Annotated in this window: 15 protein-coding genes; 5 read left to right on the forward strand and 10 right to left on the reverse strand. The window is 68.0% G+C overall.

The window, feature by feature from the left end:
* Nucleotides 1–120 precede the first annotated feature (120 nt).
* Together BM004_RS31485 and BM004_RS31490 are read left to right on the forward strand one after the other, a co-directional pair.
* Nucleotides 121–867, forward strand: a complete 747-nt coding sequence (locus BM004_RS31485) for an SDR family oxidoreductase (protein WP_093133787.1) — start codon at nucleotides 121–123, stop codon at nucleotides 865–867.
* Nucleotides 868–870: 3 nt separating this feature from the next.
* Nucleotides 871–1,524, forward strand: coding sequence for a MarC family protein (locus BM004_RS31490; RefSeq protein ID WP_093133784.1), 654 nt, complete (start codon nucleotides 871–873; stop codon nucleotides 1,522–1,524).
* 25 nt (nucleotides 1,525–1,549) lie between these two features.
* Here the strand turns inward: BM004_RS31490 and BM004_RS31495 are convergent, their stop codons facing one another.
* The 10 genes from BM004_RS31495 to purT form a co-directional block, all read right to left on the reverse strand.
* On the reverse strand, nucleotides 1,550–2,032 hold the full coding sequence (locus tag BM004_RS31495; protein ID WP_093219221.1) for an EVE domain-containing protein: 483 nt from the start codon (nucleotides 2,030–2,032) through the stop codon (nucleotides 1,550–1,552).
* 7 nt (nucleotides 2,033–2,039) lie between these two features.
* On the reverse strand, nucleotides 2,040–3,203 hold the full coding sequence (locus tag BM004_RS31500; protein ID WP_093219223.1) for an ABC transporter substrate-binding protein: 1,164 nt from the start codon (nucleotides 3,201–3,203) through the stop codon (nucleotides 2,040–2,042).
* A gap of 77 nt (nucleotides 3,204–3,280) precedes the next feature.
* Entirely contained in the window at nucleotides 3,281–5,137 is a 1,857-nt protein-coding gene (locus tag BM004_RS31505; RefSeq protein WP_093219226.1) for an AMP-dependent synthetase/ligase, read from the reverse strand.
* Between the two features lie 5 nt (nucleotides 5,138–5,142).
* Entirely contained in the window at nucleotides 5,143–5,916 is a 774-nt protein-coding gene (locus BM004_RS31510) for an ABC transporter ATP-binding protein (RefSeq protein ID WP_093219228.1), read from the reverse strand.
* 214 nt (nucleotides 5,917–6,130) lie between these two features.
* Nucleotides 6,131–6,949 carry an ABC transporter ATP-binding protein gene (locus BM004_RS31515; RefSeq protein WP_093219230.1) on the reverse strand — a complete coding sequence of 273 codons (819 nt, stop codon included), beginning with the start codon at nucleotides 6,947–6,949 and terminating at the stop codon, nucleotides 6,131–6,133.
* A complete protein-coding gene (locus BM004_RS31520; protein ID WP_093133770.1) occupies nucleotides 6,946–8,022 on the reverse strand; it encodes a branched-chain amino acid ABC transporter permease in 1,077 nt (358 codons plus the stop codon). The genes BM004_RS31515 and BM004_RS31520 overlap by 4 nt, the downstream gene beginning before the upstream one ends.
* Before the next feature lie 94 nt (nucleotides 8,023–8,116).
* Nucleotides 8,117–8,992: a branched-chain amino acid ABC transporter permease gene (locus BM004_RS31525; protein ID WP_093133767.1), complete on the reverse strand. Its 876-nt coding sequence runs from the start codon at nucleotides 8,990–8,992 to the stop codon at nucleotides 8,117–8,119.
* Between the two features lie 18 nt (nucleotides 8,993–9,010).
* The gene (locus BM004_RS31530) at nucleotides 9,011–9,841 is read right to left on the reverse strand and encodes a helix-turn-helix domain-containing protein (RefSeq protein ID WP_093219232.1); all 831 of its coding nucleotides are present in this window, start codon (nucleotides 9,839–9,841) and stop codon (nucleotides 9,011–9,013) included.
* Nucleotides 9,842–9,951: 110 nt separating this feature from the next.
* Complete coding sequence (locus tag BM004_RS31535) at nucleotides 9,952–10,893, reverse strand: alpha/beta hydrolase (protein WP_093219235.1); 942 nt, start codon at nucleotides 10,891–10,893, stop codon at nucleotides 9,952–9,954.
* A gap of 142 nt (nucleotides 10,894–11,035) precedes the next feature.
* Complete coding sequence (gene purT / locus BM004_RS31540; protein ID WP_093133762.1) at nucleotides 11,036–12,238, reverse strand: formate-dependent phosphoribosylglycinamide formyltransferase; 1,203 nt, start codon at nucleotides 12,236–12,238, stop codon at nucleotides 11,036–11,038.
* Nucleotides 12,239–12,434: 196 nt separating this feature from the next.
* Here purT and BM004_RS31545 point away from each other — a divergent pair, with 196 nt between their 5' ends.
* Genes BM004_RS31545 through BM004_RS31555 form a run of 3 tightly spaced genes read left to right on the forward strand, consistent with a single transcriptional unit; the run spans nucleotide 12,435 to nucleotide 15,483 of the window.
* The gene (locus tag BM004_RS31545; protein WP_093133759.1) at nucleotides 12,435–13,283 is read left to right on the forward strand and encodes a 3-hydroxybutyryl-CoA dehydrogenase; all 849 of its coding nucleotides are present in this window, start codon (nucleotides 12,435–12,437) and stop codon (nucleotides 13,281–13,283) included.
* A gap of 35 nt (nucleotides 13,284–13,318) precedes the next feature.
* Complete coding sequence (locus BM004_RS31550; RefSeq protein ID WP_093219237.1) at nucleotides 13,319–14,134, forward strand: crotonase/enoyl-CoA hydratase family protein; 816 nt, start codon at nucleotides 13,319–13,321, stop codon at nucleotides 14,132–14,134.
* Nucleotides 14,135–14,154: 20 nt separating this feature from the next.
* Nucleotides 14,155–15,483, forward strand: a complete 1,329-nt coding sequence (locus tag BM004_RS31555) for a serine hydrolase domain-containing protein (RefSeq protein ID WP_093219412.1) — start codon at nucleotides 14,155–14,157, stop codon at nucleotides 15,481–15,483.
* Nucleotide 15,484: the final 1 nt, after the last annotated feature.

Below are 15,484 nucleotides of genomic sequence, written 5' to 3' on the forward strand. Positions count from 1 at the left end.
CCGCACTTCGGTGCGAGCTTGCTTGGGACGGCCCGGCGCTGTGCTCATGCGCGTGCCCCCGATGATGTAATCCGACCAACGGTTTTAACTGACACGCAGTTTCTCTGCAGGAGGTAGGTTTTGGACCAGGTGCTCTTGATCACGGGCGGCGGGCGCGGCATCGGCGCCGCCACCGCCCTGCTCGCCGCGAAGCGCGGCTATGCGGTGGCCGTCAACTACGCCAGCAACTCGCTGGCCGCCGACGAGGTGGTGCGCGCCATCCGCGCGAACGGCGGCACCGCCATGGCCGTGCAGGCCGACGTGGGCGACGAGGCGCAGGTGCTCGCCATGTTCGAGAAGGTCGACGCCAAGCTCGGCCGCCTCACCGCGTTGGTCAACAGCGCCGGCATCGTCGACGTGACGGCGCGCGTCGACGAAATGAGCGTGGCCCGGCTGGAGCGCATGTTCCGCATCAACGTGATCGGCAGCTTCCTGTGCGCCCGCGAAGCCGTGCGCCGCATGAGCACCCGCCACGGCGGCACGGGCGGCGCCATCGTCAATGTCTCCAGCGCCGCGTCGCGGCTGGGCTCGCCGGGCCAGTACGTCGACTACGCCGCCAGCAAGGGCGCCATCGACACCTTCACCCTCGGCCTGGCCAAGGAAGTGGCCGACGAAGGCATCCGCGTGAACGCGGTGCGCCCCGGCGTGATCGACACCGATATCCACGCCTCCGGCGGCCTGCCCGACCGCGCCGCCGCGCTCGGGCCGCAGATTCCGATGCGGCGCGCCGGTACCGCCGACGAAATTGCGGGCGCCATCGTGTGGCTGCTCTCGGCCGAGGCGAGCTACACCACCATGGCCCTGCTGGACATCGCCGGAGGGCGCTGAGCCATGAGCACCTCGATGGACCTGATCAAGCCGCTGGTCACGCTGGTGGCCATCGTCAACCCGCTGGCCATCGTGCCGTTCTTCATCCACTACACGCAGGGCTACAGCGACGCGCAGCGCCGGCACACCGTGCGCATGTCGGCCTTCAGCGCCTTCGTGGTGATCGCGGTGAGCGCGCTGCTCGGCCTGCAGCTGCTGTCGTTCTTCGGCATTTCCATCGCAAGCTTCCAGGTCGGCGGCGGCCTGCTGCTGCTCATGAGCTCGATGTCCATGCTCAACGCCAAGCCGGCCGAGAGCAAGACCAACGTCGAGGAGCTGCGCGCCACCGAGGTGAAGGCGTCGATGGGCGCGTCCATCGCGGTGGTGCCGCTCACCATCCCGCTGCTCACCGGCCCGGCCGCCATCTCGACCGTGGTCATCTACGCCGACAAGACGCAGCACCTGTGGGAGCTGGCGGTGCTGGTGGGCTACGGCGTGGTGGTGGCGCTGGCGACCGCGGTGGCCTTCTCGCTCGCGCAGCCCATTGCGCGCGTGCTCGGCAAGACGGGCATCAACATCATGACCCGGCTGATGGGCCTGATCCTGGCTGCGCTCGCGGTGGAGGTGATGGCCGACGGGCTCGGCAAGCTGTTCCCGATCCTGTCGAAGGTGGCCTGAAGCAGCCCGAGCACGGGCTGAAGGTTCAGGCCAGCATCTTCTCGATGATCTTCCAGTGCGCGGGCTCCACCGGCGTGATCGACAGCCGGTTGCCCTTGCGCAGCACCACCAGCTCGGCCAGTTCGGGCTTCTCGCGCAGCTCGGGCAGCGCCAGCAGCCGCGTCTTGCGCAGCGCCTTCACGTCCACCAGCAGCCAGCGCGGATCGCCGGGCTTCGACTTCGCGTCGTAGTACGGCGACTTGGCATCGAACTGCGTCGGGTCGGGCTTCACGCCCGACGCCACCCGCGCGATGCCGGCAATGCCCGGCTCCGGGCAGCTCGAGTGATAGAACAGCACGCCGTCGCCGACCTTCATGCCGTCGCGCATGAAGTTGCGTGCCTGGTAGTTGCGCACGCCGGTCCACGCCACGGTGGCGCCGGGCGCGGCGAGCGCATCGTCGATCGAGACCTCGTCGGGCTCGGATTTCATCAGCCAGTAGCTGGCGGCAATGGCGGAGTTCGTGGGCATGGTCCCGTCATGGTGTCACATAGTCCGACACCACGACCCACTTGCCGTCCTTGATCTGCGACAGGCGCGACTGGTCGTTGCCCAGCCGCTTGGTGGCCGTGTAGGTGCTCTTCGGGCTGCCGAACATGTCGGGCTCGAAGGTCATGCTGTCCATCGCCTTGATGAAGCTGTCGGTCGTGAGGTTCGGGCCGGCCTTGGTCGCCGCCTTGATGAACGAATCGACGATTACGTAGCCGTACACCGAGAACACGGTCGGGTCTTCGTTGAACTTGGTCTTGTACTTGTTGGCCCAGAAGCGCAGCGGCTGCGACTGTTCGTCGGTGTAGGGGTTCTGCACGGTCATGGTGGCGTACACGCCGTCCATCGCCTTGCCGCCGAGCTTGTGGATCAGGTCGGTGTAGGCCGCGCTGGAGCCCAGGAAGGTCGGGTTGAAGCCGGTCTTGCGCGCCTCGCCCACGGTGCCGATGGTCTCGCGGATGATGGTGCCCAGCACCACCAGGTCGCAGTTGGCGGCCTTCATCTTCGCGACCTGCGAGCTGAAGTCGGTGGCGCCGCGCTTGAACGAGGTCTTCTCGGCCAGCTCCATGCCCGCGGCCTTCAGCCCGGCCTCGGCGCCGCGCTGCACCTCGAGCCCGAACTCGTCGTCCTGGTAGATGGTGCAGACCTTCTTGGCGCCCTTGTCCTTCACCATCTTCGGCAGCGCCAGGCGAATCTGGTCGTAGTAGGTGGCCGCGAACGAATACTTCAGCCGATTCAGCGGCTCGTACATTTCGCGCGCCGCGGTGATGGGCATGTAGTTGACGATGTTCTTGTCGAACTGCACCGGCATCGCCGCCATGTTCTGCGCCGTGCCGATGTGGCCGGCCATGATGAAGATCTTTTCCTGGTTCACCAGCTTCTGCGCGGCCAGTACCGCCTTCTTCGGGTCGTAGCCCGAGTCCTCGACGAACAGCTTGAGCTTGCGCCCGTTCACGCTGCCCTGCTCGTTGAGTTCATCCACGCGCAGCTGCATGCCGTTGCGCGCCTGCTTGCCGAAGCCCGCGAGCGGGCCCGAGAGGTCCTGGATGGTGCCGATGCGGATCTCGTCCTTGCTCACGCCCTGCTGCTGCGCGGACGCGAGCGTCGCGATCAGGCCCAGCACGGCCAGCGTCGTCAGTGTCTTGAGCTTCATGCGGTTGTCTCCTCGGGTTGGCGAAAAAAACGGATCTGCAATGGCAGCGGTTCAGCGGCGTCAGCGGCTCAGAGGCGTCAGCGGTACATGGCGTCGATGCGCTCCGCGTACTTGGTCTGCACCAGCTTGCGCTTGAGCTTCATCGTGGGCGTGAGCTCCTCGTCCTCGGCGCTGAGCTGCGTCTCGAGCAGAAAGAACTTCTTGATCTGCTCGACGCGCGCGAACCTGGCGTTGACGCGGTCGATCTCGCCCTGGATCAGGTCCTGCACTTCGCGCGTGCGCGTCAGGCTCTCGTAGTTGCTGAACGGCACGTCGTGGTCCTGCGCAAACTTCTCGACGTTCTCCTGGTCGATCATGACGATCACCGTGAGGTAGGGCTTCTTGTCGCCGATGACCACGGCATCGGTGATGTAGAGGCTGAACTTGAGCTCGTTCTCCAGCTCGCTGGGCGTCACGTTCTTCCCCCCCGCCGTGATGATGATGTCTTTCATCCGGTCGGTGATGCGGAAATACCCGTCCTCGTCCATCACGCCCACGTCGCCCGTGTGCAGCCAGCCGTCGGCGTCGATGGTCTCGGCCGTCTTCTCCGGCAGGTTGAGGTAGCCCATGAAGACGTTCGGCCCGCGCACCAGGATCTCGCTGGTGGCCGCGTCGATGCGCACCTCGTTGTAGGCCGTGGCCGGCCCGATCGACCCCGGCTTGATGCGCGAGGCCGGCACCGCGGTCGAGGCGCCGCACGACTCCGTCATGCCCCACACCTCCAGCATCGGCACGCCCAGCGCCAGGTACCACTTCACCAGTTCGGGCGAAATGGGCGCCGCGCCCGTCACCAGGAAGCGCGCGCGGTGAATGCCGATGAGCTTGCGCGCGTTGTCCAGCGCCAGCACCCGCGCCAGCCTGAACTTGAACTTCAGCGCCGCGCTCACCGGCTCGCCCGCCAGCACGCGGCCGGCAATCTGCTCGCCCACGCCGATGCTCCACCTGTAGGCGGCCTGCTGCAGCGGGCTGGCTTCCTTCAGCGCGATCATCACGCCCGAGTAGAACTTCTCCCACACCCGCGGCACCGCCGTGAACACCGTCGGCGCAATCTCGCGCACGTTCTCCGGCACGGTCTCGGGGTTCTCCACGAAGTTGAGGATCGAGCCGGTGTACATCGCGAAGTACTCGCCGCCCATGCGCTCGGCGATGTGGCACAGCGGCAGGAAGCACATGCGCTCGTCGGTCTCGTCCTGCGCAATGAGCGAGTTGTAGCCGCGCGCGGTGTACACCAGCCCCGCATGGCTGTGCATCGCGCCCTTGGGCTTGCCGGTGGTGCCCGAGGTGTAGACCAGGATCGCCAGGTCTTCCGGACGGCAGGCCGCCACGGTGCGCTCCACCGCCTGCGGGTCGGTCGCCAGGTGCTGGCGCCCGAGGGCGCGCAGCGCGTCGAGGCTCATCACCGCCGCGTCGTCGAGGTCGCGCAGGCCCTCCATGTCGAACACGACCACGCAGCGCAGCCCCGGCAGGCCGGCGCGCACCTCGAGTGCCTTGTCGAGCTGCTCGTCGTCCTCCACGAACAGCACCGTGGTGCGCGAGTCCTCGCACAGGTAGTGCACCTGCGAGGCCGCGTCGGTCGGGTAGATGCCGTTCGACACACCGCCGCAGCTCAGCACGGCCAGGTCGGCCAGCACCCATTCGATGACCGTGTTCGACAGGATCGACGCGCACTCGCCCGGCGCGAAGCCGATCGCCTGCAGCCCCGCCGCGATCTCGCGCACGGCGTCGCCCGTCCGGTGCCAGCTCCAGCTGCGCCAGATGCCGAGCTCCTTCTGCCGCATCCAGACCGCGTCGCCGCGCTGCTTCACGGCGTTCCAGAACATGGCGGAAACGGTGTCGCCCGGCACGACCACGTCGGTGCGCGGGGCGAAGGTGTTCAGGTCCCAGAGTCCTTGCATGGCGGCTATCTCCAGGTCTTCTTCTTTTTCCAGCGCCGCTCGCCACGCACGCCGTCGTCCTTCACGCCGAGGTAGAACTCCTTGATGTCGTCCTTCTCGCGCAGGCGTTCGCAGGCGTCTTCCATCACGATGCGGCCGTTCTCCAGCACGTAGCCGTGGTCGGCCGCGTTCAGCGCCATGTTGGCGTTCTGCTCGACCAGCAGGATCGTGGTGCCGCGCTCGCGGTTGATGCGCACCACGATCTCGAAGATCTCCTTCGTCAGCTTCGGGCTCAGGCCCAGGCTCGGTTCGTCCAGAAGAATGAGGTGCGGCGCGGCCATGATCGCGCGCGAAATGGCCAGCATCTGCTGCTGCCCGCCCGACAGCAGCCCCGCGTCCTGCGTGGCGCGTTCGCGAAGAATGGGAAAGTAGGCGTAGACCGTTTCCATGTCGCGCGCCACGCCGTCGCGGTCCTTGCGGGTGTAGGCGCCCATCAGCAGGTTGTCCTTCACCGACAGCAGCGGAAACACTTCGCGGCCTTCGGGCACGTGGCTCAGCCCTTGCTGGACGATGTGGGCCGGGTCCTTGGCGGTGATGTCCTTGCCCTGGAACTCGATGCTGCCCTTGCGCGGATCGATGATGCCGGAGATGGTCTTGAGGATGGTCGTCTTGCCCGCGCCGTTGGAGCCCAGCACCGTCGCGATCTCGCCCTGCCTGACCTTCAGGCTCACGCCGCGGATCGCCTTGATGGGACCGTAGGCGCTCTCGACGTTGAGCAGTTGAAGCACGACATCACTCATAAGGCGACCTTCACGCTGCGCGTTACGGTGCGAGCTTGCCTGGGGCGACTCGGCGCGGTGCATGCGGATGCCCCCTGTTTTTCTCCCTCCCCTTCCGGGGGAGGGTTGGGGTGGGGGCAAGCGGCGTATCCAATGGGCGCTCTGCCTGCCCCCATCCCAGCCTTCCCCCGGAAGGGGAAGGAGCAAGACCAAGGAACAGTGCGAAGGCGGGTGCTCATGCCGCCACCCGCCTCAGGCTGCTCACGTCGTCCACGGTCCCGAGGTAGGCCTCGATCACACGCGCATCGGCCTGCACCTCGCGCGGCGAACCGGTGGCCAACACCTCGCCCATGTTCATCGCCAGCACCCGGTCGGACACCTTCGACACCAGCGACATGTCGTGCTCGACCATCAGCACCGAAACGCCCAGCTCGTGCTGGATGTCCTGGATCCAGAACGCCATGTCGGCCGTCTCTTCCACGTTGAGGCCGGAAGAAGGTTCGTCGAGCAGCAGCAGCTTGGGCTCGGTGCACAGCGCGCGCGCCAGCTCGACGACCTTGCGTACGCCGTAGGGCAAGCCCGCCACCATCGAATCGCGGTGGTGCTGCAGGTCGAGCAGCTCGATCACCTGCTCCGCCTTCTCGCGCGCCTCGATCTCCGCGCGCCGCGTGGCCGGCGTGAAGAACACCTCGCTCCAGAACCCCGTCTGGCGGTGCGTGTGGCGCCCGATCAGCAGGTTGTGCAGCACCGTCGCGTGCTCGAACAGCTCGATGTTCTGGAAGGTGCGCGCAATGCCCAGCGCCGCGATGGCGTGCGGCGCCTGCTGCGTCAGCGCGATGGGGCCGCCCTCTTCGCCGTGCCAGGTGATCTGGCCCGTGGTCGGCGTGTAGATGCGGCTGATCAGGTTGAACACCGTCGTCTTGCCCGCGCCGTTCGGCCCGATCAGCGTGAACACCTCGCCGCGGCGCACGTCGAAGCTCACCTTGTTGACCGCGAGCACGCCGCCGAAGCGCACGCTCAGTTCCTTGGCCGACAGGAGGATGTCGCCGCTCATCTCAGGCGGTCCGACTTGGTGAACGACTTCTGCCGCTTGAACAAGCCCCTGCGGTAGAACGGAAAGAGCTGCAGCCAGGTGCGCACCTTGAGCCAGCGGCCGTACAAGCCCAGCGGCTCGAACAGCACGAACGCGATCAGCACCAGCCCGTACACCAGCCCCTGCAGCCCCGGCGCCTGGCCGATGGCCTCGGGCAGCCAGTCCTTGCCGATGGAAATGAGCTGCGGCATGGCGATCAGGAAGATCGCGCCCAGGAACGCGCCGTGCACCGAGCCGAGCCCGCCGATCACCACCATCAGCAGCAGGTCGATCGACTGCAGGATGCTGAACTGGTCGGGCGAGATGAAGCTCAGCTTGTGCGCATACAACGCGCCGCCCAGCCCCGCGAGCGCGGCCGAGATCGCGAACGACATCGTCTTGTAGCGCGCCAGGTGGATGCCCATGCTCTGCGCGGAAATCTCCGAGTCGCGGATCGCCACGAAGGCGCGGCCCGTCGGCGAGCGCAGCAGGTTCAGGATGCCCAGCGTCGCCACCACCGCCACCACCAGGCACAGAAAGTAGAAGCCGTCGCCCGAGCCCAGCGACCAGCCGAAGAGCTGCGGCGCCTTCACGTGCAGGCCGGCGTTGCCGCCCGTCACGCTCTCCCAGCGCGCGAACACCTCCTCGACGATGAAGCCGAACGACAGCGTCGCAATGCCGAGGTAGATGCCCTTCACGCGCAACGCGGGCAAGGCCACCACTACGCCCACCGCCGCCGCCAGCGCGGCCGAGGCAATCAACGCGAGCGGGAACGGCACGCCCATGTTCGTCAGCACGCCCTGCGTGTACGCACCCGCGCCGAGAAACGCCGCATGCCCGATGGAGAACTGCCCCGTGAACCCCGCCAGCAGCATCAGCCCCAGGCCGACGATGCCGTAGATCAGCACGAAGGTCAGTTGCGCCAGCCAGTACTCGTCGATGACCCACGGCGCGGCCACCAGGAACGCGACGAGCAGGCCGTACCAGAACACGTGCCCGCCATGGCGCGCGAGGCGGATGTCCTGGTCGTAGCTGGTCTTGAAGATGAAGCGCATGGTCAGGTCCGCCGCCGGGCCGCCCCAAGGCGGACCTGCCCCCCCGCGGGGGGCAGCGAGTACACGAAGTGACGAACGTGGGGGCGCATTTGCTTTACACCTTCTTGCGCAGCTTCTCGCCGAACAGACCGTTCGGCTTGATCATGAGCATCAGCAGCACCACGATGTACGGCGCCGTGTCCTTGAAACCGTCGGGAAGGTAGAAGCCCGCGAACGACTCGACGATGCCGATCACCAGCCCGCCGACGATCGCGCCCGGCAGGCTGCCGAAGCCGCCCACCACCGCCGCCGGAAAGGCCTTGAGCCCGATGAAGCCCATGTTCGCGTGCACGAAGGTGATGGGCGCGAGCAGCATGCCGGCAATGGCCGCCACCGCCGCCGCCAGGCCCCACACCAGCCCGTTGAGCCGCTTCACGGGAATGCCCATGTAGTAGGCCGCGAGCTGGTTCTGCGAAGACGCCTGCATCGCGATGCCCAGCTTGCTGTAGCGGAACATCGCGAACAGCAGGCCGCACAGGATGGCCGTGGCGATGATGATGGCCAGCTGCTCCAGGTTGACCACCAGCTCGCCCAGCTTCCAGATCTGGTCCTTGTAGGGCACGGCCAGCGTGTGGGTCTCGGTGCCGATGCCCGGCACCATGGTGATGAGCCCGCGCGCCACGTAGGCAATGCCGATGGTCAGCATCACGATGGAGAACTGCGGCTGCCCCAGGATCGGGCGGATCACCACCAGCTCCAGCAGCACGCCGAAGGCCGCCATCGCCACCACCGCCAAGATTGCAGCGAGCCAGAACGGCAGGCCGAACAGCGACATGCCCGCGAACGCACCGAAGGCGCCGAGCATCATCAGGTCGCCCTGCGCGAAGCTCACCGTTTCGGTGGCCTTGTAGATCAGCACGAAGCCCAGTGCGATCAGCCCGTAGATGCAACCTTGCGCAATGCCCGACAGCAGGAGTTGAAGGATCTGCATGGGTCCTTCGTCTCGCGCTCAGTGCCGCAAGCCGCCGGCCGCGTCGTGCAGCGCAAGGCGGCGCGAGCCGGCCAGGATGTCGCTGGGCTTGAGGCCGTAGACCTGGCGGATCGAATGGCTGAAGTGCGTCGAGTCGGGGTAGCCCGTGTCCAGCGCGATGTCGGTCAGCGTGCTGGCCTGGCGCACGTAGCGCAGCAGGCTGCGCGCGCGCTTCCACGCCCTGAACGCCCTGAAGGCCATGCCCGTCTCCTGCTTGAACAGGTGCAGGAAGCGCGAGAACGACAGGTGCACCGAGGCCGCGCAGTCTTCGGCCGACATGGGCGCGGCCGGGTCGGCGTTGATGGCGTCGGCCACCTTGCGGATGCGCGGATCGAGCGCGCGCGGGGCGAGGCCTTCGCCGAAGAACGTCGCGTCGAAGTCGAAGCCCTCGAAGTCGGTGCCGCGCTGCGAGGCGGCCAGCAGCTGCGCATGGGCGTCGCGCACGCGCTGCACGAAGGCCGGTGCTTCCACCGGGCCGCAGTGCTGCAAGAAGGCCGGCATGCGCGCGGGGTCGACCGACTCCGACTCGATGATCAAACTGAAGATGAGCGGGTGCGCGCTCTCCACCTGGTGCGGCACGTGCGGCGGCACCACGATGAGTTCACCGCTCTGCCAGGCCCCGCCGCCGATGCGGATGCGGTTGGGCGGCGCACCGGCGGGCGACACGCACACGCCGTGTCCACCCATCGTGCGCTCGGCGGCAGCGCCGAGCAGGCCGGCATAGAACACGCGGTGCGGCGTGAGCCACATCAGCCGTTCGCCCTGCCGTGCGGCGCCGCTCTGGCTCGGCGTCGTCCTCGATCGCTGCATGGTGTTTGTCTCCTGCATCGGTGGACGTCCACGCGGGGGTGGCGTCTTTGTTGGCTGGATCGTAGCGGCGCGGACCGTCCGCGCGGCAGCGATTTGCGCGGGGACTTTCCCTAGGCCGCGGCGAACGCGCGGCGAAGCTCCGAGGCACACAGCGCAACGCCCGCGTTGGCCTCGTCAAGCACCTTGCCCATGGTGATGAAGCCATGGATCTGGCGCTCGAAGCACACGTACGCCGCGCTGTTGCCGGCGGCGGTGAGCGCCTGCGCATAAGCGGCGCCCTCGTCGCGCAGCGGGTCGTGGCCGGCCGTGACCACCAGCGCCGGCGGCAGGCCCGCCAGGTCGGTGTGCAGCAGCGGCGAGGCGCGCCAGTCGAGGTCGTGCGCGGGGTCGGTGATGTAGTGGTCGTGAAAGTACGCCATCGTGTCGCGGGTCAGCAGGTAGCCCTGCCCGTTGGCCTGGTGCGAGGGATGGCCGCGGCGCATGTCGGTGGCCGGGTAGATCAGCAACTGGTACGCAATGGGCAGGTCGCCGGCATCGCGCGCGGCAATCGCCACCACGGCCGCCAGGTTGCCGCCCGCGCTGTCGCCGCCCACGGCGAGGCGGCTCGCATCGAGCCCCAGCGTGGCGGCTTCGCGGCGCACCCAGCGGGCGGCGGCGAGCACGTCGTCCACCGCGGCGGGGAAGCGGTGCTCCGGCCCCATGCGGTAGTCGACCGCGACCACCGCGCAGCCGGCGCCGTTGGCCAGCTCGCGGCACAGCACGTCGTGCGTGTCGAGATCGCCGATGACCCAGCCGCCGCCGTGGAAGTACACCAGCACCGGAAGCGGGCCGGCGCCCGACCCCAGCGGGCGGTACAGCCGCACCGGAATGGGGCCGTGCGGGCCGTCCGCGGCCAGGTCGCGCACCTCGGCCACTTCGGCGGGCAGCGGTTGCGTGGCGGCGCGGCGCTCGCGGTAGAAGGCGCGCGCGTCGGCGGGCGAGAGGGTGTGGGTCGGCGGAATGCCGCGCGCCTCGATGAAGTCGAGCAAGGCGCGCGCCTGGGGATGCAGCATGGAGTCTCCGGGAGTCGGGTGGGTGTCACTCGATCTTCCCGCACCATGCCCGCGCCGTTGCGGCGCGGCTTGCGAAAACTGGCTACCCGGCCCGCCTCGACGGCTCAGCGCGGGTTCACCCGCACAAGGGCCAGGAAGCGCTTCAGGCCTTGCGCGGCTTCACGCGCGAAGCGGCTTCCTTGGCCAGCGCGCGGGCCGTGTCGGTGTCGGCCGCGTGCACCAGCGCCACGCCCATGCGGCGCTTGGTGAAGCTCTCGGGCTTGCCGAACAGGCGGATGTCGCTGCCCGGCACCTGCAGCGCCTCGGCCACGCCGTCGAAGGCGATGCCGGTGGCGTCCACGCCGCCGTAGATCACCGCACTGGCGCCCGGGCTCTTGAGCGAGGTGTCCACCGGCAGGCCGAGGATGGCGCGCGCGTGCAGCTCGAACTCGTTCTGCCACTGCGTGGCCATGGTGACCATGCCGGTGTCGTGCGGGCGCGGGCTGACTTCGCTGAACCAGACCTCGTCGCCCTTCACGAACAGCTCCACGCCGAACAGGCCCTGGCCGCCCAGGTCGGCCGTGACGGCCTGCGCGATCTGCTGCGCCTTCTGCAGCGCGGCGGGCGCCATCGGGTGCGGTTGCCAGCTTTCCACGTAGTCGCCGCTCACCTGCACGTGGCCGATGGGGTCGCAGAACTTGGTTTCCACGGCGCCGGCGCCGTCCTGGGCGCGCACCGTCAGCAGCGTGATCTCGTAGTCGAAGTCGATGAAGCCCTCGACGATCACGCGGCCATGGCTCACGCGGCCGCCGGCCATGGCGTAGTCCCAGGCCTTCTGCACGTCGGCGGGGCCGTCGATCTTGCTCTGGCCCTTGCCGGAGCTGCTCATCACGGGCTTCACGATGCAGGGGTAGCCAATGCCGGCGTCGATGGCCGCCTGCAGCTCGGCCAGCGAGTCGCAGAACTTGTAGGGGCTGGTGGGCACGCCGAGCGTCTCGGCGGCCAGGCGGCGGATGCCTTCGCGGTCCATCGTGAGGCGGGCGGCGCGGGCCGTGGGAATCACGCGCACCACGCCGGCGTCTTCGAGCTGCTGCAGCATGGGCGTGGCGATGGCCTCGATCTCGGGCACCACCAGCGTGGGCTTCTCGGCCTCGATCAGCGCCTTGAGCTGCGCGGGGTCGCTCATGGTGATGGTGCGCGCGTGGTGCGCGACCTGCTGGCCGGGGGCGTTCTCGTAGCGATCGACCGCGATGGTCTCGACACCAAGGCGCTGCAGGGCGATCAGCACCTCCTTGCCGAGTTCACCGGAGCCAAGCAGCATCACGCGGGTGGCGGAGGGGGAAAGGGGGGTGCCGAGGGTGGTCATGGTCGGGAATCAGGGGGAGCGGATGAATCGGGAAAAGGGACAAAAAGCAACCGCAGGACTGTAAGCCACCCACGCGCCGGCCGTGTCACACGCGGCAACGGCGCGGCCCTGGGGCTGATTCACAATCGATGCCTTGCCGTGGCGTCCGCCCCGCGCACCCCCTTCCCTTTTTTTGTTTTCCTCAAGGAGTTCTCTCATGGCTATCCAGACTGTCGGCATCATCGGCGCCGGAACAATGGGCAACGGCATCGCGCAGGCCTGCGCGGTGGCCGGCGTGAAGGTGGTGATGGTCGACATCGCCCAGGCGGCCGTCGACAAGGGCCTGGCCACCGTGTCGGGCAGCCTCGACCGCCTGATCAAGAAAGAGAAGCTCACCGCCGAGCAGAAGACCGCCGCGCTGGCGCTCATCAAGGGCTCGACCAACTACGAAGACCTGAAGAGCGCGCAACTGGTCATCGAGGCCGCCACCGAGAACCACGCGCTGAAGCTCAAGATCCTCAAGCAGGTCGACGACATGCTGCCGGCCGAAGTGATCGTTGCGTCGAACACCTCGTCGATCTCCATCACGCAGCTGGCCGCGGCCACCTCGCGCCCCGACCGCTTCATCGGCATGCACTTCTTCAACCCGGTGCCGATGATGGCGCTGGTGGAGCTGATCCGCGGCTACCTCACGAGCGACGCCACGCACGACACGGTGAAGGAACTGGCCGAGCGCCTGGGCAAGTCGCCCATCACGGTGAAGAACGCGCCGGGCTTCGTGGTCAACCGCATCCTGGTGCCGATGATCAACGAGGCCTTCTTCGTGCTGTCCGAAGGCATTGCCACCGCGGAAGACATCGACGCCGGCATGAAACTGGGCTGCAACCAGCCCATCGGCCCGCTGGCGCTGGCCGACATGATCGGCCTGGACGTGTGCCTGGCCGTGATGGAGGTGTACCTCGAGCAGTTCGGCGACTCCAAGTACCGCCCCTGCCCGCTGCTGAAGGAAATGGTCGCCGCGGGCCAACTGGGCCGCAAGACCGGCCGCGGCGTCTACACGTACTGATCCGGCACACAAGAAGAACAACGGAGACAGACACCATGACCGCCACGCCCACCACCCCACCGGCAGAAGGCTGCATCGACACCCAGGTGCTCGACCACGTGCTGCTGATCGGCATCAACCGCCCGGCCAAGCGCAACGGCTGGACGCCGCCGATGTTCAAGCAGCTGGCCGAGGCCTACACCCGGCTGGACGACGACCCGAACCTGCGCGTGGGCGTGCTGCATGCCTTCGGCGACCACTTCACGGCGGGCCTCGACCTGCCGGCGGTGGCCGAGTACATGAAGCGTGGCGAGAAGGCGATTCCGCAGGGCCTGGTGGAGCCGCACGACTTCGGGCTCGAAGGCTACCGCCGCCGCACCAAGCCGATGGTGGTGGCCGTGAAGGGCATCTGCTTCACGGTGGGCATCGAGCTGATGCTGGGCGCCGACATCGTGGTGGCGGCCGACAACTGCCGCTTCTCGCAGATGGAAGTGCAGCGCGGCATCATGGCCACGGGCGGCGCCACGCTGCGCATGGCCGAGCGCGCCGGCCTGGGCAACGCCATGCTGCACCTGCTCACGGCCGACGAGTTCGGCAGCGCCGAGGCCTTCCGCCTGAACTTCGTGCAGAAGGTGGTGCCGGCGGGCGAAGAGCTGGACGCGGCGCTGGCCATTGCGCAGCGCATCGCGGCCCAGGCGCCGCTGGCGGTGGTGGCCACGCGGCTCAATGTGCTGAAAGCCATCGAGCACGGCCCGCTGGCTGCCGTGTCGGAGTTCATCGAGACGCAGAAGCGCCTGTCGAACAGCGAGGACGCCGCCGAGGGCGTGCGCTCTTTCGTCGAACGCCGTCCCGCGCGCTTCAGCGGCCGTTGATCACCCGCACCGGCCTCGCCATGTCCCTATTCATTCGCACGGCGCTCGCCGCCGTGGTCACCCTGCTTGCAGTGAACACCACTTCCGCCCAGACCCCCACGCCGGCCGCGCTCCCGGACCCCGCGGCCACCTCGGTCGACGCGCTGGGCTGGATGAAGGGCTTTCCGCCCCCGCCCGACAAGCTCATCACCTTCGACAACCCGGCCGGCGGCGTGTTTCCGCGCACGCGCTGGAGCTTCTCGCACGTGCGCGAGACCGTGCCCACGGCCAACGTGTGGCGCGGCAGCGGCGCGGCCAGCCCGCTGCCCTCGGGCACGTCGCCGGTGCAGATCGAGGCCGTCACGTTCAAACCCCTGGGCACGGACCAGACGCTGAACTTCGCGCAGATGATCTCCGGCACCTACACCGACGGCATCCTCGTGATGCACCGCGGCAAGGTGGTCTACGAGAAGTACTTCGGCGCGCTCACGCCGGAGCGCCCGCACATCGCGATGTCGGTCACCAAGTCCTTCGTGGGCACGCTGGCGGCCATCCTCGCGGACGAAGGCAAGCTCGACCCTGCCGCGCCGGTCACCAAATACATCCCAGAACTGAAAGACACAGCCTACGGCGACGCCACCGTGCGCCAGGTGATGGACATGACGGTCGGCGTGCACTACTCCGAAAACTACGCCGACCCGAAGGCCGAGATCTGGGACTACGCCCGTGCCGGCGGCATGCTCACGCAGGGCGCCAACTACACCGGCCCGAAGTCGTTCTACGAGTTCCTCGTCACGCTGAAGAAGGAAGGCGAGCACGGCGATGCCTTCGCCTACAAGACGGTCAACGCCGAGGTGCTGGCCTGGGTTCTTCGCCGCGCCAGCGGCCAGTCGCTGGCGGAGCTGCTGAGCGAGAAGATCTGGCGGCGCATCGGCGCCGAGCAGGACGCGTACTTCATGGTCGACCGCATCGGCACCGAGTCGGGCGGCGGCGGCCTGAACACCGTGCTGCGCGACCTGGCCCGCTTCGGCGAGACGCTGCGCAACGGCGGGCGCGCCTCCAACGGGCAGCAGGCCATTCCCAAGGCGGTGGTGGACGACATCCAGCGCGGCGGCGACCCGGCGAAGTTCGCGAAGGCCGGCTATGCGCTGCTCAAGGGCTGGTCGTACCGCGACATGTGGTGGGTGTCGCACAACCCGCACGGCGCCTACATGGCACGCGGCATCCACGGCCAGAGCATCTACATCGACCCGAAGGCCGAGATGGTGATCGTGCGCTACGCGGCGCACCCGGTGGCGGCCAACGGCGCCAACGATCCGCTCACGCTGCCCGCGTTCCAGGCGATGGGCGAGGCGCTGATGCGGCCCTGAC

The organism is Variovorax sp. OK212 (assembly GCF_900112425.1).
In the GTDB taxonomy this organism is placed as follows: domain Bacteria; phylum Pseudomonadota; class Gammaproteobacteria; order Burkholderiales; family Burkholderiaceae_C; genus Variovorax.